The sequence below is a fragment of the Pirellulales bacterium genome (assembly GCA_035656635.1).
Classification (GTDB): Bacteria; Planctomycetota; Planctomycetia; order Pirellulales; family JADZDJ01; genus DATJYL01.
This window is the reverse complement of the sequence record DASRSD010000073.1, coordinates 57415-79559: the sequence shown is the minus strand read 5'-3', so window position 1 is coordinate 79559 and position 22145 is coordinate 57415. Positions and strand designations below refer to the sequence as shown.

The 22145-nt window shown below is 55.9% G+C and carries 25 protein-coding genes; 18 read left to right on the top strand and 7 right to left on the bottom strand.

Annotation, left to right across the window (positions count from 1 at the left end; translation table 11 throughout):
• Positions 1-23 precede the first annotated feature (23 nt).
• A complete protein-coding gene (locus VFE46_06850) occupies positions 24-275 on the top strand; it encodes a hypothetical protein (protein HZZ27711.1) in 252 nt (83 codons plus the stop codon).
• A gap of 187 nt (positions 276-462) precedes the next feature.
• On the opposite strand, the gene VFE46_06845 is transcribed toward VFE46_06850, so the two are convergent.
• Together VFE46_06845 and VFE46_06840 are read right to left on the bottom strand one after the other, a co-directional pair.
• Complete coding sequence (locus VFE46_06845; protein ID HZZ27710.1) at positions 463-1236, bottom strand: hypothetical protein; 774 nt, start codon at positions 1234-1236, stop codon at positions 463-465.
• Positions 1237-1494: 258 nt separating this feature from the next.
• Positions 1495-2601 (bottom strand): FtsW/RodA/SpoVE family cell cycle protein, encoded by a 1107-nt coding sequence (locus tag VFE46_06840; GenBank protein HZZ27709.1) that lies wholly within the window; start codon positions 2599-2601, stop codon positions 1495-1497.
• 375 nt (positions 2602-2976) lie between these two features.
• Here VFE46_06840 and VFE46_06835 point away from each other — a divergent pair, with 375 nt between their 5' ends.
• The 10 genes from VFE46_06835 (at position 2977) to VFE46_06790 (ending at position 10528) form a co-directional block, all read left to right on the top strand.
• Positions 2977-3222, top strand: coding sequence for a hypothetical protein (locus VFE46_06835; GenBank protein ID HZZ27708.1), 246 nt, complete (start codon positions 2977-2979; stop codon positions 3220-3222).
• An 84-nt stretch (positions 3223-3306) separates the two neighbouring features.
• Positions 3307-4056, top strand: coding sequence for a TIGR03000 domain-containing protein (locus VFE46_06830; protein ID HZZ27707.1), 750 nt, complete (start codon positions 3307-3309; stop codon positions 4054-4056).
• A 200-nt stretch (positions 4057-4256) separates the two neighbouring features.
• On the top strand, positions 4257-4916 hold the full coding sequence (locus VFE46_06825) for a hypothetical protein (GenBank protein ID HZZ27706.1): 660 nt from the start codon (positions 4257-4259) through the stop codon (positions 4914-4916).
• Complete coding sequence (locus tag VFE46_06820; GenBank protein HZZ27705.1) at positions 4913-5992, top strand: HTTM domain-containing protein; 1080 nt, start codon at positions 4913-4915, stop codon at positions 5990-5992. Before VFE46_06825 ends, VFE46_06820 begins: the two co-directional genes overlap by 4 nt.
• 132 nt (positions 5993-6124) lie before the next feature.
• Positions 6125-6325 (top strand): hypothetical protein, encoded by a 201-nt coding sequence (locus tag VFE46_06815; protein ID HZZ27704.1) that lies wholly within the window; start codon positions 6125-6127, stop codon positions 6323-6325.
• A gap of 1 nt (position 6326) precedes the next feature.
• The gene (locus tag VFE46_06810) at positions 6327-6596 is read left to right on the top strand and encodes a hypothetical protein (protein ID HZZ27703.1); all 270 of its coding nucleotides are present in this window, start codon (positions 6327-6329) and stop codon (positions 6594-6596) included.
• Positions 6597-6662: 66 nt separating this feature from the next.
• Positions 6663-7682 carry an aspartate-semialdehyde dehydrogenase gene (locus VFE46_06805; GenBank protein HZZ27702.1) on the top strand — a complete coding sequence of 340 codons (1020 nt, stop codon included), beginning with the start codon at positions 6663-6665 and terminating at the stop codon, positions 7680-7682.
• A gap of 10 nt (positions 7683-7692) precedes the next feature.
• Positions 7693-8442 carry a tRNA pseudouridine(38-40) synthase TruA gene (gene truA / locus VFE46_06800; protein ID HZZ27701.1) on the top strand — a complete coding sequence of 250 codons (750 nt, stop codon included), beginning with the start codon at positions 7693-7695 and terminating at the stop codon, positions 8440-8442.
• A gap of 125 nt (positions 8443-8567) precedes the next feature.
• Positions 8568-9443, top strand: a complete 876-nt coding sequence (locus VFE46_06795) for a serine/threonine-protein kinase (protein HZZ27700.1) — start codon at positions 8568-8570, stop codon at positions 9441-9443.
• A gap of 50 nt (positions 9444-9493) precedes the next feature.
• A complete protein-coding gene (locus VFE46_06790; GenBank protein ID HZZ27699.1) occupies positions 9494-10528 on the top strand; it encodes an acetyl-CoA carboxylase carboxyltransferase subunit alpha in 1035 nt (344 codons plus the stop codon).
• 189 nt (positions 10529-10717) lie between these two features.
• Here VFE46_06790 and VFE46_06785 read toward each other — a convergent pair whose 3' ends face one another.
• A complete protein-coding gene (locus tag VFE46_06785) occupies positions 10718-11311 on the bottom strand; it encodes a CvpA family protein (GenBank protein HZZ27698.1) in 594 nt (197 codons plus the stop codon).
• 256 nt (positions 11312-11567) lie between these two features.
• Here VFE46_06785 and VFE46_06780 point away from each other — a divergent pair, with 256 nt between their 5' ends.
• Positions 11568-12389 carry a metal-dependent hydrolase gene (locus VFE46_06780; protein HZZ27697.1) on the top strand — a complete coding sequence of 274 codons (822 nt, stop codon included), beginning with the start codon at positions 11568-11570 and terminating at the stop codon, positions 12387-12389.
• A gap of 71 nt (positions 12390-12460) precedes the next feature.
• Here VFE46_06780 and dtd read toward each other — a convergent pair whose 3' ends face one another.
• Positions 12461-12910, bottom strand: a complete 450-nt coding sequence (gene dtd / locus VFE46_06775) for a D-aminoacyl-tRNA deacylase (protein ID HZZ27696.1) — start codon at positions 12908-12910, stop codon at positions 12461-12463.
• A gap of 274 nt (positions 12911-13184) precedes the next feature.
• Between dtd and VFE46_06770 the strand changes: the two genes are divergently transcribed.
• The gene (locus tag VFE46_06770) at positions 13185-14039 is read left to right on the top strand and encodes a ZIP family metal transporter (GenBank protein ID HZZ27695.1); all 855 of its coding nucleotides are present in this window, start codon (positions 13185-13187) and stop codon (positions 14037-14039) included.
• 114 nt (positions 14040-14153) lie between these two features.
• Here VFE46_06770 and VFE46_06765 read toward each other — a convergent pair whose 3' ends face one another.
• A complete protein-coding gene (locus tag VFE46_06765) occupies positions 14154-14741 on the bottom strand; it encodes a hypothetical protein (GenBank protein HZZ27694.1) in 588 nt (195 codons plus the stop codon).
• A gap of 185 nt (positions 14742-14926) precedes the next feature.
• Here VFE46_06765 and pdxA point away from each other — a divergent pair, with 185 nt between their 5' ends.
• Positions 14927-16006, top strand: coding sequence for a 4-hydroxythreonine-4-phosphate dehydrogenase PdxA (gene pdxA / locus VFE46_06760; GenBank protein ID HZZ27693.1), 1080 nt, complete (start codon positions 14927-14929; stop codon positions 16004-16006).
• A gap of 7 nt (positions 16007-16013) precedes the next feature.
• Here the strand turns inward: pdxA and VFE46_06755 are convergent, their stop codons facing one another.
• Positions 16014-17159, bottom strand: coding sequence for a hypothetical protein (locus VFE46_06755; protein HZZ27692.1), 1146 nt, complete (start codon positions 17157-17159; stop codon positions 16014-16016).
• A 2-nt stretch (positions 17160-17161) separates the two neighbouring features.
• Here VFE46_06755 and VFE46_06750 point away from each other — a divergent pair, with 2 nt between their 5' ends.
• The 4 genes from VFE46_06750 to VFE46_06735 all read left to right on the top strand — a co-directional run bounded on the left by VFE46_06750 (position 17162) and on the right by VFE46_06735 (position 21457).
• Entirely contained in the window at positions 17162-18577 is a 1416-nt protein-coding gene (locus tag VFE46_06750) for a hypothetical protein (protein HZZ27691.1), read from the top strand.
• 228 nt (positions 18578-18805) lie between these two features.
• Complete coding sequence (locus tag VFE46_06745) at positions 18806-19711, top strand: hypothetical protein (GenBank protein HZZ27690.1); 906 nt, start codon at positions 18806-18808, stop codon at positions 19709-19711.
• Between the two features lie 14 nt (positions 19712-19725).
• Positions 19726-19872: a hypothetical protein gene (locus VFE46_06740; GenBank protein HZZ27689.1), complete on the top strand. Its 147-nt coding sequence runs from the start codon at positions 19726-19728 to the stop codon at positions 19870-19872.
• Positions 19853-21457, top strand: coding sequence for a hypothetical protein (locus tag VFE46_06735; protein HZZ27688.1), 1605 nt, complete (start codon positions 19853-19855; stop codon positions 21455-21457). Before VFE46_06740 ends, VFE46_06735 begins: the two co-directional genes overlap by 20 nt.
• A 472-nt stretch (positions 21458-21929) precedes the next feature.
• Here the strand turns inward: VFE46_06735 and VFE46_06730 are convergent, their stop codons facing one another.
• Positions 21930-22091: a hypothetical protein gene (locus VFE46_06730; protein ID HZZ27687.1), complete on the bottom strand. Its 162-nt coding sequence runs from the start codon at positions 22089-22091 to the stop codon at positions 21930-21932.
• Between the last annotated feature and the right edge of the window lie 54 nt (positions 22092-22145).

The following is a 22145-nucleotide window of genomic DNA, read 5'->3' as shown; positions in this document are numbered from 1 at the left end:
CGCGCCGGTACTAAATCCGAAAAATGTTGAGCTACAGTGCCATGGGGAACAATTACAAAAATCTCTGGCTGTGCATGGACGCCTTGGCGGCGGCGCTGGAGTGTGATCATGGCAGCGCGGAACAAACCCTGGATCAAATGGAGCAGGAAATCTTGCGTCTTTCCAGCCAGGAGCGCGATTCTGTTCGACGAAAAATGATTTGTATTGTCGCGCAGCTCTCACGCTTGGAAGTGCGCATGATGACTCAGCATGGACCGTTGAGTCCGGCAATCTAACATGTTAATTGCGACTCCTTGCGACAAGATCGCTGTCCCCGCTATCCGTTCATGCTTATTGTTCATCAGGGACCAGCCGGCTAATACGCCGACTACAAATATTAAGGTTTTCGTAACCGGCTGAGACAAAATGATTCGTGCGCCGCGGATCGTTGGTTGGTCATCAACCAAAGTGGCAGTTCGATATTCAGCGTGCCGCAAGCACAGCAATTAATTCCTCCAATTTATTGACATCAATGTTCTGCTTGATTTTTTGCGTATCCACCGCGTCGATAATAGCGTAGGCTTCATCACAAAACTTATCGAAAAATGCCCACGTCATTTGTTGTTTGCGGCCCCACGTCACACACACCGGGCCTTGTGTAGTATAGCCCGGCACAAACACGTAATGCCCACCCCAAGAGTTGACGGCACCACGCGGACCGCGGACCACATCCCATGGTTTGCCGGTTTGAAATTGAACCTGGGCCGAAAGGGGCAAACTCAAACCCAGACCGACTCCCAAATCGAGCACAATCGCCTGCTTCACCTGGTCGTGGTTGGCCAACTCCAGTTCAGAATAGCCTCGAATTTTGTAGTTGGCAGCGCCCACCAACCAGCCCGCGGATTGCCATTTTTGTAACGAGTCGAGTACCACCAGTCCGGTATCGGCGCCGCCGGTTTCCTCAAAATATTCGCGAATCACATCTTGATCGGAAATGGAAATAATTTTCTTTTGTTCCACCAGTTCAAACCGCAGCGTTTGATGCGCGCGGCCGGCCATCACGCAATCGCCGTATCGGTCGTTGGCGAACATGGGGGTAGGAATCCCACGATGTTGGGCGTCGAAATCATACTCTTTGGGAATCGTTATCCGCGCTTTCACTAATGAGGCAAATTTCATTGTCCGCGGATCACGCCGGACTGGGGCTTTGCCGAGCTTAAAAAAAGGATGCTGATGAATGCCTTTGCTGCGAGCCATTATGCTGCTCCCTATGATGAAAGTTCCGCTTGCAGACCTGCAAAAACTCCAACCCGCATTTAGTGTACATATATACACTTATGGCGAAGATGTAGCTAGCAGCAATTTGGGCCAGTCCCGCGGTTGTCGAAGTAGCGCGGACGATCGAAGAAGTGCGATCGAAAAGGGGCGGTTTCTTTCCATTTGTCGGCCCAATGCTATATTGGGCGGCAAACAACCCGCAGAAAAACGTTGCACCACATTGGCAAATTCAATTTCCTACATCAGCGCATCTCGTCGCCTTGCCACGCTGGCCACCAATCCCAGCGCCCACAGATGGGCGATTAAATCGGAGCCGCCATAGCTGAACAGAGGCAGCGCCAGCCCAGTAACCGGCAGCAGGCCGACCATCATGCCGGCGTTGATGCACACTTCCGAAGCAAACAGTGCGGCCACGCCCACGGTCAACAATCGGCCAAAACGCTCGTCGGTTTGACCGGCAACGTGCAAACATTTGGCAGCCAGGCTAGCAAACAGCAGCAATACAAATCCACTGCCGGCTATTCCAAACCGTTCGGTCAGCACGCAAAAGATCGAATCAGTTTGTGCCTCCGGCAGCCGAGCTGCGATGGCATCGTCGTCCAAAACCGGCGAAAAAATACTTCCCCAAACTTCTCCTAGCGACAGCATTCGCTTCGCCTGATCGAGATGGAATCCGTCGGACGTAGCCGGTTCGCGAGGAGGATTTTGTTCCCATAGCGCTATGACGCGCGAACGCTGGTCGTGGCTTATCTGGGCCCACAGCAGCGGCAGCAACAACACCGCCGCCACTGCCAAGCGGAACATATCGCGCCGTCGAGCGCCCGCCACAAACAAGATGGCAAAAAGCACCGGCAAGAAAACCAGCGAGGTGCCCAAATCGGGTTCTTTCAATACCAAAAGCATCGGCAGTGCGGTCATGCCCAGCGGACGCAACATGGTGTGCACAAATCCGGCGGGCAGATCCTGGTGCATCAATAATCGAGCCAGCGAAATAACCAAAATCACTTTGGCAAATTCTGAGGGCTGCAATCCCAATCCGCCGGCGCGAATCCAGCGATGGGCGCCATTAATCGTCGGAAAAAAATAAACCGCCACCAGGCAGCCGACGGTAACCCAGTACATTTTCGAGCTGTAACGCGCGAAATGCCGGTAATCGAGCAGGCTCGTCAGGACCAGCAACCCCAAGCCCAGGATCGACCACACTACTTGTTGCGGAACCAATCGATTGGCACCGTCATTGATTTGCTCGCACCGAGCCAGCACCTTCCAGCCCAGGAACAAAAGCACGATGGCGACTGTGAGAATCAACCAGGGGTAGCGGCGTGCGACTAACCAAGTTTGCATAGACCACCGGCATAGGGCGCTAACTAGCCGCCAAACGGTAATTCGTCTCTTGTACGTGTGACCAACCCCCGGGGAAGCGAATAGTGTTAAAAACTGCCGTTTGGGTCAACGGTAACGGTTATTCCAGTGCAGCCGTGATCATTGATCGTGGGGAATAGGTAATTTGAACCAACGAATGACTTAAGTGCTTAATGAAAAAGATCTTGCGACAATCAGACGCCAGGGCGGCATGGGAACCGAGGCCAGCCAAAAACATTGTGTTTGGAGTAGGTGCCAACGAAGCCAACCACAGTTCTTAACCGGAAAAAATTACCCATTCTACTTGATTTGCATGCTAGGGTTTGTATGTTTTGGGGTGAGGTGGCGGAGCCCCAGTTGCAACTTTTTACGCATTTCTTGGAGAAAAACAGTTATGTTGCGCAGGAATTTAACCAAGTGGATGTTTGCCGCGGCCTTCGCAGTGGCCGGCCTGGTTGTCGATGCACGAAGCTCGTTGGCGCATTTCCACGGCGGCTGGGGTTCGAGCTCATCGAGTTCTTCTGGCGGTTGGGGTTGCTGTTCGTCGTCGGGCGGCTACTGGGGCTCAAGTTGCTCCAGCAGCGGCTGCTGGGGATGCAGTAGCAGCTCTTCCAGCGGTGGCTGGGGTGGACATCATGCTTACTACTCTTCTTGGGGTTGTAGTTGCTCCAGTGGCGGCTACTGGGGATGCTCCAGCTCATCTTCTTCTTCCAGTGGTTGGGATGCAGCAGTTCCTCGTCTTCGTCAAGCGGCACCGTAATTTATGACGGCGAACCGAGCATGGAAATGCAACAGAAGCCGTCTGCTCCTGCCGGCGGCACCACTCCGCCGACTCCGCCGAACACTCCTGCTCCGATGTCCAGCAGCATGTATCGCGCGATCGACGGCAGCCAAACCGCGCTGTTGAACGTCAGCGTGCCGCCTGAAGCGAAAATCTTTGTGAACGGGACCGAAACCACCAGCACCGGAACCGAACGGCAATATGTCAGCCGTGGTCTCACTGCGGGCAATCGGTACGAATACGAAGTCCGCGCGGAAATGGTCCGCGACGGCAATCCGATTACCGAAACTAAGACCATCACTTTAGGTCCTGGAGAACAAGTAAATCTCCTGTTCAATTTCGATGGAAATAAGGAAGCCCCGGTCGCCGCTGGCAGCAAAGCCAAGACAAAGCTGACCCTCCACGTGCCCGCCGATGCAAAGGTGTATTTGGCCGGCAGCGGTACCAGTGCGACGGGCGAAGTGCGTGAATTTACCACGTCGAAGTTGGTCCTTGGCGCCGAGTGGAAAAACTACACGGTACGCGTGGTTTCCAACATCGACGGACGTGATGTTAGCAAGGATGAAACGATCACGCTCACCGGCGGGGAAGTTCGCGACCTGACGTTCGATTTCAATTCGAACCCGGTTGCTACCACCGCTGCGGTCACTCGCTAAAGTGGCTCGCGGAGCGCCATCATCCTCGAAGTTTGCAACTAGAGCCCACGCCCTCGCACGGCCTTCCGTGCGGGGGCGTTTTTGTTTAGTTCCGAGAGCCGCGACACGGGAGCGCCGATGCAGACTGGATCATCGGCACAATTGTTAAATCCATCGAGCCATTGGCTGCCGCAGGCCAGTGCGGCCGATAATTTTCAGTAATGGCAAGCTCTCTCCAAAACGCCTCGATTCCGCAATCGGAAAAACAGCCATCTGTCCCACGAACGTTGGCGCTGCGGTGGAAAGTGTTGATTAGTGTTGCTTTGCTGGCACATCTGACCGCCGTTATCGCGGCGCCCATGGCGGTGCCTTTCGGAGATGCGGCGCCTAGCCAATTGCAGCGGGGCATCGCTTCGGCATTCAGTCCGTATCTAGACATGGCGTATCTCGATCACGGATACCGCTTCTTCGCGCCGGCTCCCTCGCCCGGCCATCTAGTACGCTACCAGTTGGTCCTGCCCGATGGCACCACCAACACTGGAATTTTTCCGGATCTGAAAACCGAGTGGCCGCGGCTGTATTATCATCGCTTTTTCATGCTCAGCGAAAAATTGAATCGGTTTTGGGACGCCGACGAGCCGGCCCCCACCGATCTGCCGGAAGAACACCGCATTTGGCAATTGAATCGCAACACGTTTTTGGACGTGGCGCATTCCTATGCACAAGAGTTATTTCGGCAGACTGGCGCCAAGCAGGTCACGCTGGAGCTGGTACGGCATGAGCTGCCCAGTCCGGACGATTTATTGCACGACCGCCCACTGACCACGCCGAGCTTGTATCACACACTGTGGAGCCAAACATACAAGGCAGAACCGCTATGAATTTGCTGAGCGGATACTGTCGTGATTTAGAGCGAGGCACGCTGGCTGGATGGAACCGATTTTGGTTTTCGCCCACCGATCCGGCCACATTGGGCATGATTCGCCTGTTCGCCGGCGCCATGCTGTTCTATACGCATTTGGTTTGGTCGCATGATTTGAACGGATTTTTCGGCGATCAGGCCTGGCTCACACCAGCCACCATAAATAAGCTGCCGGGCGCTTCACCGTTTCAGTGGAGTTATTTCTATTGGATCCATTCGCCGGCACTGCTGTGGACCGCGCACATTGCGGCGCTAATAGTCTTCGCGCTTTTGACGGTTGGACTGTGGAGCCGCACAATGTCGGTGTTGGCTTTTTTGGCCACGGTGTCGTATGCCCATCGAGCCTCACTGACACAATTCGGGCTAGACGATACCAATTGCATGTTAGCCATGTATTTAATGGTCGGCCCATGCGGCGCGGCTTACTCGGTCGATCGTTGGTTACAGCACCGCAGGACAGGGGGGGCTTTCGCCGTTGCGCCTAGCATTGGCGCGAACATCGCCATTCGTCTTCTGCAAGTGCATCTGTGCGTCGAATATTTCTTCTCAGGCATTGGCAAAGCGCAAGGGCCGCTGTGGTGGAATGGTGATGCCATACTAATGGCCACAGCAAATTTGGAGTATCAATCACTCGGGGCGACATGGCTGATTCATTACCGTGCGTTAGCCTCAATGCTAACCCACATAACCGTGTTTTGGGAATTAACCTATTGCACCCTGGTATGGCCGCGGCTGACGCGACCCATCGTCATTGCCATTGGCATCGGAATGCATTTAGGTATTGGCTTATTTCTCGGCATGTGGACCTTCGGCCTGGCGATGATTATTGCCAACCTGTCGTTCGTTTCGCCGTGGATTGTGCGGCGCTTGCTCGATCGGCAGTCGGAGCCGCAAGACGGCGCCGATTCTCAGAAATCGTCTGATCGACAAACCTCGTCTGGACAAAAACGGCCTGAACGCGCCGGTAGCAGCAAGCCTTCTTCGCGGTCAGGGCAGGGCGCCGGAAACGCTTCGCTGACCGCTGCTCGACTGTAGGCCCGTCAAAATCGCTGGGTTGATACTCTTCCTCCTTCCAGCGGTTTATATTGTTTGCAATTCTTTTCTTTGTTCGTGGCGTGGAATTTCCGCGCCTTTTATCATTCATTCACTCAAGCTTGAGGTGTTGCGATGAATGCACGTCGCTTGGTTGCTGTGATAACGCTGACACTATTTAGCAGTTTGGCGATTGCGGTGTGGCAGGGCAGGGGGGCGAAGCAGTCGGATCGCTCTGACAGTAAGCCTTGGCGGCAAGAAACGGATGCCAATCGCTTTGAAGGGAAAGCGCTCATCATCCAGATCGACAGGGCGATCGACGAACGGGACGCTTGACTTGCAGAAACTTCGCGTGCAAACCGTCGGCGGCAAAACATTTTTGGTAGGAAAAGGAATTGCCCTCAGTCCGAAGTGGAAAGGGTACGAAGGCCAAACCATTTGGGTCTCGCTGCACCACATCGAACAAATGTTCGAGTTCGACAGCACCGACTGCCATCAACACAATGTACGAACATCAGACGACGAATGCATGGGGAACCTCCGGATGCAAGCCATTGCCCGGAAAGCGAACCCGAAAGTATACTGGAGGGTCATCATTAGGGGTTGAGATTGGGGTTGGGAGGATAGATTAGAACAGGGCGAGACGGTTTTATTGCAGCAAAAGGAGCCGATTGTGTTTGAGTCGCTTGCCATTGTCGGAGCCACGGGAGCAGTCGGGCGGATCATTTTGCAACTGCTGGATGAGCGCGATTTTCCAGCGCAGCGAATCAAGTTTTTGGCTTCGGGCCGTTCGGCCGGCAGCAAAATTAAATTCCGCGGACAGGAACACATGGTTGAAAAGCTGCAGCCCGATTCGTTTAATGACATCGACTTGGCCATCGGTAGCACGCCTGACGAAGCGGCCAAGGAATTTGTTCCTTGGGCCGTGGAGCGCGGCTGTGTCGTGGTCGACGAAAGCGGCTATTGGCGGATGAACCCCACAGTCCCGCTGGTCATTCCGGAAGTGAATCCCGATGCGGCGCTCAATCACAAAGGAATTATTTCCAGCCCGAACTGCTCCACCACTCAATTGGTCGTGGCCATCAAACCGCTGCACGATGCGGCCCGGGTGAAGCGAGTGGTGATCAGCACGTATCAAGCGGCCAGCGGCGCGGGTTTGGCGGGTTGTCGGGATTTGGAAAACGGCACCAAAGCGAAGTTGGCCGGCGGCCAGCACAACAACGAAACCTTCGCTCACGACATTGCCTTCAATCTCATCCCGCACATCGGCGGGCCCAAGCATAATGGTTACACTTCTGAAGAAATGAAAATGGTGCTGGAGACGCGAAAAATTATCGGCGACGAATCGATTCAAGTGTGCCCTACCTGTGTACGCGTGCCGGTCAGCAATTGCCACAGCGAGAGCATTTTAGTGGAGACCGAACGGAAGCTGAGCGTGGAAGATGCCAAGCGGTTGTTTTCCGCCTTCCCAGGCATTACGGTTGTCGATGATTTGGAACGGAAGCAATACCCGATGCCCAAAGATTGCGATGGCAGCGACGATGTATTCATCGGCCGCATTCGGGAAGATATTTCCAGTCCCAACGGCCTGGCCTTCTGGTGCGTGAGCGATAATTTGCGCAAAGGCGCCGCCACCAACGCCGTGCAGATTGCCGAACTGTTGGTGCGAAGCAAGGCGCTGCAAAACGCTTGATGATTTTGTTGTGCTACGTAACATCAAACTCACGCTGGCTTACGACGGCACTGATTTCGCCGGGTGGCAGTTTCAAACCGGCCAGCGCACAGTGCAAAATACGCTGGAGCAGACGATCGCCAAAGTCACCGGACAGTTTTCTCGTGTGGCTGCCAGCGGCCGGACCGATGCCGGCGTGCATGCGCTCGCACAGATTGTCAGCTTCGAAACAGCCAACGTCTTACCGGCCGAAGTGCTGTGGCGGGCACTGAATGCCGAACTGCCGCACGACATGGCGGCACTTGCCGTGGAAGACGTACCAGGCAATTTTCACGCCCAGCGTGATGCCATGCGAAAGCGCTATCGCTACATCATGTACGACACCCGGGTACGTGATGTATTCCGCCGGCGGTACGCTTGGCAGTTGTACAATCGGCTCGATGTGCCTGTCGTGCAGCATGCCGCTGCGGCGCTGGTGGGCAGGCATAATTTCATCAGTTTTCAATCCAGCGGATCGGAGCGCGAAACCACGGAACGAACTATTTACGATTTATCGCTCCGCCGATGGGACCCGCCCCAGAATCATGTTGTGCAATTAGAAATCGAAGCCAATGGTTATTTATATAACATGGTCCGCAATATCGTAGGCACGCTGGTGGAGATCGGGCAGGGAAGGCAAAGCGAAACTTGGGTGGCCGAAGTTCTGGCGGCCTGCGATCGACGCCGCGCCGGTACCACGGCGCCGCCACAAGGATTGTTTCTTGTCAGTGTGGGCTATTGAGATGCCACCGCTGCCGAGGGTGCCTGTTGGCATGGCCACATCGCGATTGTTTGATTGGCAAAGGGCAGTTAAACTAAATGGTTTGGGCAAGGAATATTTGATTCACACCCACGAGCAATACATCTGTGGAATTGTCTCCGCATACTCGGGTTGGTAGATATCGGCTGTTGTCCATGGTGGGAACCGGTCGCAGTTGCCAGGTTTGGGATGCCATTGATGACGATCAAGGCCAACATCGGGCATTGAAAATTTTGGTCGGCGAGTATTCCGGCAACCGTGAGCAAGTGGGATTGTTGAAGCGCGAGTTTTCCGTGGGGCGGGGCCTGGAGCATCCGCATGTGATCCATGTGTACGATTATCAAGATTTTCGTGGTACCGTGTTTTTGGTGATGGAATTATTTCCGGCCCAAAATATCAAGCAGTTTTTTTTGCAGGTAGGAGTCGAAGGGCTGGCTTATTACTTGCCGCAAATTGCCGAGCAATCTGCCGCTTCGTTGGGATATTTGCACTCGCATGGGTGGATTCACCGCGACGTGAAACCGGATAATTTTTTGATGAACAAGGAGGGAACCCTAAAATTAATCGACTTCGCCTTGGCCGAACGCCGAAAAGGGTTGCTCGGCAAGTTGTTGCCCAGCAAAATGAAAATACAAGGCACGCGCAGCTACATGTCTCCGGAGCAAATTCGCGGAAAGAGGGTCGACGAGCGGTCCGATATTTACGGCCTCGGCTGCATGCTGTTCGAGTTGATCGCCGGCAAACCGCCCTTTACTGGCCCCACCACCCAGGATTTGCTCACCAAACATTTGCGCAATCCGCCGCCGCCGTTACAATCGGCCGGGCGCGACGTAACGAACGATTTTGCCGAATTGATTAAAAAAATGCTATCCAAAGATCCTGCCAGTCGTCCAAAAACCATGCACGATGTATCGCAAACATTGCGGGGCATGAAAGTGTTTAACCGGCCTCCTTCGCTGCCGGTGATAGAAAAAAGCAAGTGAGGAAGATATGCACGTTCGTTTCGCGCTTCGGATTTCGAGTTTGAGCAAACATGCCCACCACATTAAACCGATTGGCTTTTGAAAAGCCGATTTACGAGTTAGAGGAAAAAGTTGCCGCGCTGGAGGCAATCGCCGATAAAAATGCGCAGCACCAGGACGAGTTGCGCCAATTGCGGCGGGAAGTGAGCGACCTTAAAAAGAAAATCTTCGCTAACTTAGATTCATGGCAAACCGTGGAAGTGGCGCGACATCCCGATCGGCCCATGACCACCGATTATTTGGCGCTAGTATTCGACGAGTTCGTGGAGTTGCACGGCGACCGCACCTTTGGCGACGATCAGGCAATACGCACTGGATTCGCAAAAATCGGTCAGTACAAAGTGCTGATCGTCGGGCAACAAAAAGGAAAAACGCTGAAGGAGCGCAACGTTTGCAATTTCGGCATGCCGCACCCGGAAGGCTTTCGCAAAGCGATGTCCAAAATGCGTCTGGCTGCCAAGTACGGCCTGCCGGTCATTTGCCTGGTCGATACGCCGGGCGCATATCCAGGCATCGGTGCCGAAGAACGGGGAATATCCTTGGCCATCGCCGAAAGCATGTTTTTGATGTCGCAATTGCCCACACCCATTATTTGTGTGGTAATTGGCGAAGGCAGCTCCGGCGGGGCGCTGGGCATTGGTTTGGGAGATAAAGTGGCCGTGCTGGAGCATGCTTACTATTCGGTCATCGGGCCTGAAGGCTGTGCCGGCATTTTATGGAAAAGCGGCGAATTCAAAAAAGATGCGGCCAAAGCCCTGCGGTTAACCGCTCGCGATTTGCTGAAGTTGGGTGTAATCGACGACGTTATTGAAGAACCTATTGGGGGTGCCCATCGCGACCACCATCAAATGGCTCTGCGACTAAAAATCTATCTGTTGCGCGGCCTGCGCGATTTAGTTGGCAAGCCCAGTACTCAGTTGCTAAATGCCCGATATGAAAAGTTTCGCCGCATGGGCGTGTTCCTGGAATCGGGATTGTCGTCGACCACGGACGCTGCCAAAGCATTCCATGGCGGTCTCGGAGACGGCGGCAAAAAAACCGGATAAGAAAAGTCAGTCGGAAAATAAACTGGCATCCGACCAACACGAATCCAATGGCCGGCAGGGCTCAAAAAACATCCGCTCTACAACGTCCGATAATGTCTCTTATGTTCGGTTACGGACACGGTTTTTCCTGGTAAAACGCGGTTTATGCTTTCCGCGGCGTTGTTTGGTTGTCTTGGCCTAATGTTTGTCTCAGTTGCTTGCCTTCAGGCTCTCGGTGGCTTTCTCTTCGAGCTGACCGATGGCGGGCAAATTGTTCGGCTGGAACGGTTCCCTGGGGTTTAGCCGCTGCTCTAGTTTGTTTACATACGGATCGAGTACTTGGTGAATTTCCGGTGGCATGATCGCCTCGGCCTTGTTCAAAAACACCGCCATATAATGACCGCTGCGGGTGGCCAAAATGTGATCTCGCAGGGTATCGGAAAGCCCTAGGGCAAAAAACGTGATGGCCAAGCACAACAGCACGCCTTTGACGAACCCGAACATGGCCCCTACGTGGTGATCAAAATCGCGGAGTTTAATGCGATCCAAAAACCGAGCCACCATGCGGAACATCAGCCACACGACCAGCGAGGTAGCCAGATAAATCACCAGCATGGCCACAAAACGATTCCATGGGCTGGTCGAGCCGAAAATCGGCGCCAATGGCGCGCTAAACCGTAGCGCCAGGAAATAGCTCAATACCAAGGAACCCAGTGACGCCAGCTGCCACGCCATGCCTTTCCAAGCGCCCATCAGCGTGGCCAGGCCCAGCACGCACAGCATGGCAATATCGTACCAGTCCATGGGCGATTGGTTGCTCAAAATTCAATTGAGGACGGGACCGCATGTGGCCGTAAGTAAAAAGGATTGTAATCCGACGCCTGCTTTCACCGAATGGCAATTGCCCGCGATGAACGAAAAAGTGGGCAGATTCGCCAGGCAGTCAGGCACTCGATCGGCTGACCAGGCGAGGGGAGATGGTCTTGGGTCAGGCGGTCACTTCGGTTACAGTTCGCCTCGCGGCCGATTCACAATTACTGACCAGACTCCCTCTATAATTATGGCCGGGTTCAAAACGCACATTACCACCAGCACCGTTTTGGGTATTGGCGGGGGCGTCACGGCCTTCAGCCTGTATCACATTCCTGCGCCCACCAGCATTTTGGCAGCGGGCTTGTGCGGGGTTTCGGGCATGCTCCCCGATTTGGATAGCGGTCCAGGCCGCCCGTTGCGCGAAAGCATGGCCTTCGCCGCCGCCGTCGTGCCCATGATGATGGTCGATCGATTTCGCGCGATGGGCATGGGATTGGAATCGATCATTCTGGTGGGCGGCGCCATGTACTTGGTCATTCGTTTCGGCATGGCGGCGCTGTTGCGGCATTTCACCGTGCACCGCGGAATGTTTCACAGCTTTCCTGCTTGTGCCATTGCCGGTGAGACCGCGTTTTTGTTGTTCGGCTGCGAACGAACCGATTTGCGGTACTTCGTGGCCGGCGCGGTCATGGTCGGGTTCATGTCGCATTTAATTCTGGACGAAATTTGGAGCATCGACTTTCGCCGAGGAGTGCCCCATTTGAAAAGCAGCTTTGGCACCGCCATGAAATTTTGGGGACCCGCCATGGGACCCAATGTGCTTACGTATTTGCTTTTTGCCGGCATCACGTTTTTTGCCGTGAACGATCCGGTATGGATGAGCCGCTTGGGATCATGGGCCGACGGGCAGCACGATCTGGCAGCCCGTGTGCTAAATAAACTGGGTCTGGAGAAATTGCAACTGCCCGACAGCGATTCGAACAGCGGCGCGCCCCCGATGATAAACATAAGCAACCCGCCGCCGGCAAACATGAACGGCATGGCACCGATCGGCGGCAGCCGGCGATAATTTGTAATTCTATGGCCACAATTTGCTGGCCGCTGGCAGCATAGTGCTTCTTACCTCTTAAGCGGCGCGCATTAAAATATTTTCCGGCTATCCAATAGCAACGTGACCGGTCCGTCGTTGATCAGCAAGACATTCATGTGCTGCCGGAAGCAGCCAGTCTCTACGCGAATGCCTTGCTGCTGCGCCGCCATGACAAACCGCAGGTACAACCGTTCCGCTTCGTCCGGAGGCGCGGCCTCAATGAAGCTGGGCCTACGTCCCTTGCGGCAATCGCCTAGCAGCGTGAATTGGCTCACGACTAGCATGCCGCCGCCGCTTTCGGCCAACGAGCGGTTCATTTTTCCTTCGTCGTCGGGAAAGATGCGCAGTTCGACAATTTTTTGCGCCAGGTGTGTAGCATCCTCATCGATATCGCCCTGGGCAACCCCTAGCAGCACCAGCAGACCGTGTTCGATGTGCCCGGCAATCTCGCCGGCCACCGCCACTTGCGCCTGACTTACTCGTTGAACACATGCGCGCATTAATTTATTCCGCCGCCCGCCATACATTCCCAGACAATTGATGGTATCCGACCCTTATGCCGCCGAAAAGCTGGCCAGATTTTGGGTAGTCGGTCAATAGGACAGGCTAGAAAAGTCTGACCTTCATGCAAATTGGCCCGCTGCCGGATTTTGCCGTGTCGTATCGCCCCTCACCCTCTCACCGGGCTTGCCACTGTGCCTCCTTTAGGACATAGTGATTCCTTCTTGCAACTGCGTTGCGACATCGCTTTTTGAGCCGACTTATAAGTTTTCCATGGTAGCGCTGTTCCTTTCGGTACTCACGTTTTTTTCCACGGCCATGGGGGGGTTGTTTGCGCTCCGCCACCGCAATCGGCTGTACCTAGTGATGGGATTGTCGGCCGGAATTTTGGTCTCCGCCGCCCTATTGGATTTGCTTCCCGAAGCGCTGGAAATTGCCCAGCCGCAGGGAGCGGCCGCCGTTGAACGAGTATTTATTTTCTGCGCGCTGGGATTTCTGCTGTATTACAGCCTCGATTTTTTTGTTCATTTGGGAGCCGCCGGTCATGAGGAGCGCCACGGCAGCGAGCGGCATCCGGCAGAGCCGGCCGCACGTTCACCCGAAACCCCGGCCGCACATTCTCACCAGCCCGATGTGGGAGCGCAGTACGTAGCCGCGCGTTATGGGCATTCGCATGGGCACCATCACCCTACAACGTTTGGATCAATTGCCGCGCTTGGCCTCACTGTGCACAGTTTTTTGGATGGCTTTGCCATTGGCGGCGGTTTTCAAACCAGCGCAACCATGGGCTGGCTGGTGGCCCTGGCCGTGCTTGCGCACGATTTTGGCGATGGCGTAACCACGGTGGGAGTGGTATTAGGTTCCAAAGGCGGCTGGCGGGCGTCGCTGGGTTGGCTGCTGGCCGATGCCGTGGCTCCTGTGCTGGGATGCACTCTGGCGCTGACAATTCCCATTTCGGAGAGTTTGATTGCCGTGCTGCTTAGTTTTTTTTCCGGCTCCTTTCTGTTCATCGGCGCCGCCCATTTACTGCCCGAGGCCGAACATGAAGGCAAAGCTATTTGGCTGTATGGCGCGGTGGTGATCGGCTTTGTGTTTGTCGGGCTCATTCGGCATTTTTTCCAAATGTAGCCATTCGCGGCCGGACACCAGATGTTTTTTGCCGGCTCGTTGTGTATAGCAAAATGCAGGCCGCTGGCTACAAGGCCGATTATTGATCTTGCTGAGGACGGATGCCCCCTGCCCTTATACTTCCAGTCCGCGTTCGACACGGATGCGGCGAACCTCGGTTAGGATGTCGTTGATGACGATGTGGTGCGAGGCAATGTTCTGCGCTTGCAGATAAAACGAGACAGCAATGAAAGCCAATCCCGTCAGGGCCCCCACGAGGTGAATACTCACCCACGCTTCGGTGCCCAAGCGGCCAGAGGCTGGATCAGCCGCCGCGCCTAGCGCGCTTACAGCCACCACGGCTAGCATGCTGCACAGGGCCCAGGGAAACGTGCGGCGCTTAAGTAAAACGCTGCGTCGCAGCAAGTTTGCATCCAGGTGATACGTTTCCACCACTTCTTTACACCATCGGCTAGTCCCGATGAAGTAGGTGACCACAATGCTATCGACCAGCACCACCACCAAGGCAGCAGCGGCTCCCAGCAACCGATGTACGGTGGCCAAGTGGAGGACCATAGGATCGCGCTGGCCATGGATATCGCCCAGGTATAACCCCAAACAGAGTGCGGCCACCATCATTAGCAGTGCAAACCATGCCAGCGTGGTAAAAATGCGAATCATCGAAGTGCTAAGTGCGGAAGTGGCACTGGAAGTTTTAAGCACGGTTCACCCAGCGCCGAAGGCAGGCCGCAAGGTTACGATGCGAGTACTCGTGTGCTTTGTTTATACGCGCGGATCGGAATCACTTACAGGGCCATTACAGCGGGCCAAGCGGCTGCGTATGATGAAACAAGATGCATTTCGAGCTTCTTGTTTTGCAGGTTTCGTTCTCACTAGCACGCCCTTTCATGCCCAAACCCCTGTTGGCCATTACCCAAGGTGATCCTACCGGCGTGGGACCGGAAATCATTGTCGGCGCTTGGGCTCAGCCGGCCCTGCACGAACGCAGTCGCGCTGTGGTCGTGGGACATCCTGGAATTATACAACGAGCTGTCGATTTGTTGGGAACGGGAGCCCATATAGTGAGTGATTCGTGGGAGGTACTGAGTAAGGTAATCAAATCGTCTCCTAAGGTCATTCCTTGTTTGTCCTGCGGCAGCGACGAGGTCTTGCATGCGCGGCCTGCAACCATTGATCCGCGCGGCGGGCAAGCCGCTTATGACGCCCTCGTCACTGCCGCAAAATTAGCTCTCGCCGGCGAATTGCAGGGTATCGTTACCGCTCCGTTACACAAAGCGGCGCTGTGGCGGGCCGGACATCATTATCCAGGGCACACCGAATTGTTGGCGGAGCTATGCGGCGCAAGCGACTTCGCAATGATGTTGTACTTGCCTTGGCCCCCCGCACATGGCCTGGGAGTGGTTCACGTCACTTTGCATATGGCCTTGGCAGACGTATTTCGGAATCTTTCGACCGAAGCCATTTTAACCAAAGCCCTGCTGTTGGATCGTACGATGACGGCGCTTATAGGCCGGCAGCCTCGAATTGGCGTGTGTGCCTTGAATCCGCACGCCGGAGAGGAAGGTCTGTTTGGCGACGAAGAGTTGCGATTGATTGCTCCGGCGGTAGAACAGGCTAAACGCGCCCGGCTGACCATTGATGGACCGTTTCCCGCCGACACGTTGATGACCAGAGCCCGCGATGGCCAGTTCGATGGCGTGGTGGCCATGTATCACGATCAGGGGCACATTGCCATTAAGCTGCTGGGCATGCACCGCGCCGTGAACATTACACTGGGTTTACCCATTGTGCGAACCAGCGTAGCCCATGGCACGGCGTTCGATTTAGCCTGGCAAGGCAGGGCTGAAACCCACGGCTTGGTCGAAGCTGTGCGCGTAGCGGCAAGTCTAGCTCAAGGGCGAGGAGCGGACACCGGTTTTCACAGCGAGCACCAGACGGGTTTACACGATCTGAATCGATCTCGTTGAAGCTGGTTCACTTTTTTTCTTGTAGGCCTTTGATGAAGTTGTCCGTCGTGTCTACCACTCCGGCGGTGCCGGGTTGATAGTCGAATTCGCGCGCATTAATCGGCCCGTTCAAGCGCACTTCGTAAAACTCCACCGTAATCATCGAGAACGTGTCATCGCGAACCGTTCCCCCTGCCCTGCTTTGTGTTCCTGTCCGGCGGCGGTATTCAATGCGATAAGGAAAAAAATCGTCCTGCCCGACAAACAAACACACTTGCTCGGGCAATTGCGGCGGCAGCAATTTTGCATTCAGTGGTTGATCGAGCGCAGCTTGCATAGCCAGATCTTTGGAAATTGTGGCCAGAGCTTCCGGACGCCAGGTGCCGGTGGCGATCCATACCGGCAAAATATCCAGCCGCCCGGCTTCCACACGCGAAAAGCGGAATGAACTTTGCAAGTTATTGAGCAACTTCGGTAAGCCGCCCAACGCGAATTGCTTCGCTAAGTCGACGTGCAAGCTTGGGTCCGCATCAGCCAGCATTTGCCGCACCTTGCGCAAATCAACACGGCTAATCGTGGTTTGATCAGGCGTGCTGTTTTTCGTTTTGTTAGGAATGTCTTGAAGCTGCCACAGATATTTCCCATCGCACACTTGTTGCATGGTCATCAACTGTTGGCCGATGGGCGTTTTCAACTCCAACCGGAATTTTCGTGCCTCGCCGGAGTCTTGCTGCAGGTACAATCCGGTGCCAATAGTTTGCTGTCCAAACAGATACGCGCGATAGCGAATGCGCGTCTCGACAGACGACAATTGCTCCCCTGCCCCGATCACGCGCTGCATGAATAAATCGATGCCATTGCTCGCCACCGCATCGGTCGTAGCCGCTGAACCGGTCACGGCAGGATTCGTGGCAGCTGGTGAAATGTTTGCCGCTTGGGCCGCACCGTAAGCGGTTGCCGGACCGCCAATGCTAGCACTGCTGGGCAAATTCGACGCTACTTCAGACAAACCCAAGGGTGCCGTCGCCGCAGACCCCACATTCGGTAAAGTGGCCGGAACCTCGGGCGGTTTAATCGACAGCGGAACGCTAACGGGCTGCTGTGGTCGACTTTGGGCGAAGACCAAGCCTGCCGATATCGCGAACCAAGCAAGGCTGGGCAAAATGATCTTCATGTATGGGATTTGCGGAATTTGCCAAAGAAACTTGTTATGCCAGTCCGACGATTACCACACGGGGATCGCTGGCCGCTCATCGCGCCATGCTCTCCGGCTGGAATTTTAAGCCTGGCGAAAGCGCCGACCCAAGAGCAATTCCAGCGAATTCGCCTTTTCAATCTCGCAGTCGAGGCGAATTCGATTTTCGCGTTGTCGAATTTTGTTGGTACGAGGGGGGAAAAATGAAAATTCGGACATGGTTTGGGCCCCTGTTGTGGGCGGCCCTGATGAGCGCCGGTTGCGCTTTGCCTCAGAACTCGCCGTTCGACCATATCGCAAAATTTCAACCAGTGTTTGAGCCGCGCACCAACGTGCTGCCGCCGGCGCAAATGCTTATGCACCCAGGTCCGGGCGTCGATGGCCCCGGCCCCGGCGTCATGCTGGCCGGTTACACTCACGCGCCCTTCGGTCCCGGCATGGGCCCGGGCGGATATGCTCCCTGCGGTGCGTATCCCATGATGATGGCCCCGCCGACTTCGCAAGTTGGCTTCACGGGTCCCGACGGCATGCGGGTGCGCTGGGATGTGGCTGGCCACGGCATGTTCGATTCCGAGCCGCTAGTTTTGCCCGGCCGGTTCAATTTCCCGCAAGGCGCGATTTACCGGCTCAAGCTCACCGATATTCCCGGCTATCCCGGCGTGGAGTTGTATCCCACACTGGAGGTTGCCCCAACCGTGCCGCGCACCGAAGCGTTCATCGCTCACAATTTCATTCCGTTCCAGTTGACCGACGACGATTTCAAGCAAGTCCTGTCGGGCAACTTTGTAACCAAAGTCATTTACCTGCCCGATCCGCAATATCAGGAATTGGCATTGGCCGGCGTCGAAACGCTGGTCAGCACCCGGCTTGATCCGGGCGTAGATCCCATTGTGGAAGCTGATCGCCGCGGTTCGATTCTGGCGATCATACGCTTGGGCAACAAAGATTTGCAATCCGGCGGAGGCGGACCCGAAGGCGATGTGGTCCAGGCCGGTTACTGGGGACCTACGCCATGCCATCATCCGCGTGATTCGATCGCTGCGGAAGTTGGCCAGCCGACAGCGCCGCCGCCGCAATTCATCGCCGGAATGGATGTGCCCGAATACGGCATGCCCTATTGCGGCACGCCCATCGGCTTGCCTGGCCCGCCGTATATTCCCGGTGGTGTGCCGGCCGGTTTGAAAAGGCACGTCATGGTCAACGAAACGCCGATGCACATTCCGCCGCCGACGGCGCAAATGAACATTCGCGTGGCGCAATTCCCCGGCATGAGTTATCCCAAGCCGGTCGACCATGTGAAAATCGTCGAAAGCAGCATGGTGCCGCCGGTGGAATTCAATCAACCGCACGACGTGGCCCACCAGGTGGTGCCCGGCGCGGGAGGTTGCCAACCGTAAGTATGAATAAATTTTCAACGTGAATTTACATCGCTCGACGCTACCCGTCGGGGAAACCACATATCTGCCCGGTGCAAACGATGGTCGCGTAAAGGGGCAGTCCAAGCCCTGGGGTTCACGCCCCCAGGGCTTGTTTTGAATGAAAACGCTTGAAGTGAAGAAGCGCGCATTGCCAACTAATGTGCTTCGCGAACATGGACCGACGGCGCCAGTCGTAATGCACTCCGCATGAATTTCCATCCGGCAATCCGATTCGTTCTTCTCGCCTGCGGCGCAAGTGCGTTCTGCTGCCTTACCGCCTGGGCCGATCCGCCCAAGGAGCATTACATGCACGCCGGCGCGCTGGTTCCCGGCGCCATCGGGCAGGCCCAACTGCAGCGCGGCGGACCGTTGCCCGGTTATTTTCAACCGATCGAAATTCGCGCACCCAAAGGAACCGATATTTCGGTGGCCATTGAAAACCAATTCGCTCAGGCAGATCCAGCCCCGGTGAAAGTGGCCATGCTCATCGGTTCGGTGTACCGCTTGCGTGTGACCGGCATTCCGCATCGCGAAGGGGACGAAGTGTTCCCCACCATCGAGGTGATTAACCGCTTGTATCCTCCCTGCGGCGAAGAGTTGAAGTTTCCCATTCCCATTGAATTTACCCAGGAAGATTTGGAAGCCGCCATCGGCGGCAAATTTGTTACGCGAATTATTTATTTGGAAAATCCCCGAGCAGCCTACGCCCGGCCGGAAGATTCTCATTCGCAATTCACATTGGAAGCTAGCCCGAAAGAAGACCCGCTGGTCCTGGCCGATCGGCTCGGGCGCCCGATGGCAATTGTTCGCATCGGAGGCCGCATTCCGGCCGACGGCGAAAACCCGGATGAGGAGTTCCTGTACCACTCCCCTCCCCTGCTCCGCTTGACTCGGCCTGCGCGTGTGCCGTTGATCGGTTCCACCAGCGGCATGCCGTATGGCAAGTCGAGCAAAGCTTATTCGGAGCTGCAGCACAGCATGAGCTTTGAACCATCCAAGGATTTGCCGCCCGAAGCGACCGGCCACATGCTGTTTGAGCCCGCGCGCCAACCGTCGACGCCGGCGAACGAAATACCGCCTGAACCGATGGATGGCCCCAGCTTGACACGCTAACACTCGAGAAACACATGGCCGCGGCCACCGATCGCGCTGGCAGCAAAAACAATGCACACACTGCCCAACATCTTTTTTCGATTTTCGACGGCGACGGCATTCGCTTGCCTGGCGTGCTGTTCCTGCCAATGGACACAACCATTGGGTCGCACGCCGATTGAGCCGGCCGCAGATGTCGCTACTTCGAATATCACCTTGTCGAAGTTCATCGATGCCGGCGACCCGCGCTACTTGCCCACTGGTAGTGGCCTGACGATGAGCAAACTGGCCGGCCTTGCTCAGCCGGCCCGGCCGGAAAATCATACTCCCGCTTCGGTTCGACAAGCCGGTTACACAACCACCAGTGATTCTTCCGCAGGCGATGGAAACATCAACGATTTGCACGGCCCAGCCTCGGTGTACGTGGGCGATACCGGCGCACCTTCCGTCGGCGGAGTTCCGCTGCCCGATACCGTGCACTACTCCGTCGATCAGCGCGATGCCGGCCCGGCCAACCGTTGGTCCATTTACGGCGTCGATCCGCGCTATCCTCCGCCGCTGGTTGAAGGTCCGGAGGAAGATGCCGGCCCGCCCCACTCTCCGTTCGCCAGTCTACCGCCGGAAGCCTACACCGGTTATCCTGGCGATGGTTACACCGTGCCCGGCTATGTGCCACAGTTCATGCGCGAACCGGAAGGGTCCAGCGAAGTGGTGATCGACGACGACGGCGGCATGAGCGATCCTTCGGTATTGGTCGACGGTTCCCGCGTTGGCGGCGATTGCAATACTGATTGGGGCCAGTCGCCGCTGCCCCTTGGTTCCTGCGGACCATGGAAGCCGCCGGGCATTAGCGGTCCGTGGCCGGAAGACGAATATTTGTTCGATGGCGGCGATAGCGACGGCGGCGTAAAAGTGCGCGCCGATGGGCAATTGGAAGGGCTCGATTCGGAAGATACCATCGCCCATTATCAAACCTTGAATGGCCGCATTTGCGTGAAGCCGACGAATCGTGTGTGCCTGTACGCTCCGCGGTTTGCCGCCATCCGGCAAGTCACGCTGGCCTACGGCGACAACCAATTGGAGCGGGCCGGCGGCGTCGACATGCCCATCGGTCCGGTGCCGGAGCAAAAGGTGCAACCGGTCAGCACTGCCTTGCAGCCGGTGCAGCCGATTGGCGAAATCGGCCACCGCGCCCCCATCACGTTTTTGGAACACACTCCGCCGCTGGGCCTCGTGGCGCAAACCGTGGTTCGGGCGACCGTCGATCGCTTGAAGCCGTACGAGAATTTCGATTTCGTCCGCAGCGGCCTGCTGATGGAGGGAGAAAAACCGTTCATCGCCCGGTCGATCGATGCGGCCGTCGCTTGGACCACCAACGTCGGCGTGCAAGTGGAAATTGGCGGCGTAAAGGCCATTGCCATTCAGAGCGACAAGCGGGCTCAAGCCACCTACGGCATCGATACTCCCGATCATCCTTGCCTGCGCGTGTGCAAGTTGGCCTCGACGCACAGTGCTCTGCCGGGCGAAACGGTCGAGTTCACTATTCGCTTCGATAACGTGGGCGATCAACCCGTCGGCAACGTGACCATTGCCGACAACCTGACCACGCGCTTGGAACTGGTTCCCGGCAGCGGCCAATGCAGCAAAGATGCAAAATTCTTCAGCGAGCCGAACAAGCAAGGCTCGCTCATTCTGCACTGGGAAATTTCCCAGCCGCTTAAGCCCGGCGAAGGGGGCATCGCCCGCTTTAAGTGCATCGTGCGGTAGGAATTTTTTTCTGAGACAAAACGGGATGATTTTGTCGCCGCGAATTTCTCTCCGCTCGCAAATTCTCGAGCGGCCGCATTGCCAGGCATGTCAAAAGTGGCGAGGTTTACGTTCATCGGTGAGAGTTTTCGGTGAATGGTTGCTCGGCATCATGTGTCGATTGGCTCGAGTGATTGGCGGTCGGGCAGCTCGCACATAGCCCGACTGTGTCAGTCGGGCGGCCGCTGCCCATAAAATTCAAACGCTGCCATTGTCCGCGCATGCTGTGCGAACAAGCTCTTGGACATCACATGCGCACGGCGGCTGCCCTGCGCGAGGCGCATCATAACAAACGAGTGGCCCAATTTTCGCAAGAATTTTTTGCAGCGCGCAGAATCCGCAAGCGGCGCAGCACAATCGCCCACCGCTTGCGGTTTAGTTTAAGCGCCCGAGCCCTGGGCGAATCTCTCGGTTCGCAATCTTCGAGCCGTCATTAGCGGCCGATCAGGATAAACACGCCCGCCACAATCGCCAGAATGGCCATCACGGTCGGCTCGCCTTCGAAAGTGCCCAATCGCGGAAATAAAGCGAATACGCCGTAAAGAATTAACCAAATGGCCAACAACAACATGCCAATGTTCTTCGTGAATTTCATTTCCATCTCCGGTGTATAAGTGCCAGCGCAAACGCGGGGCCAGCGCCCCTGCCT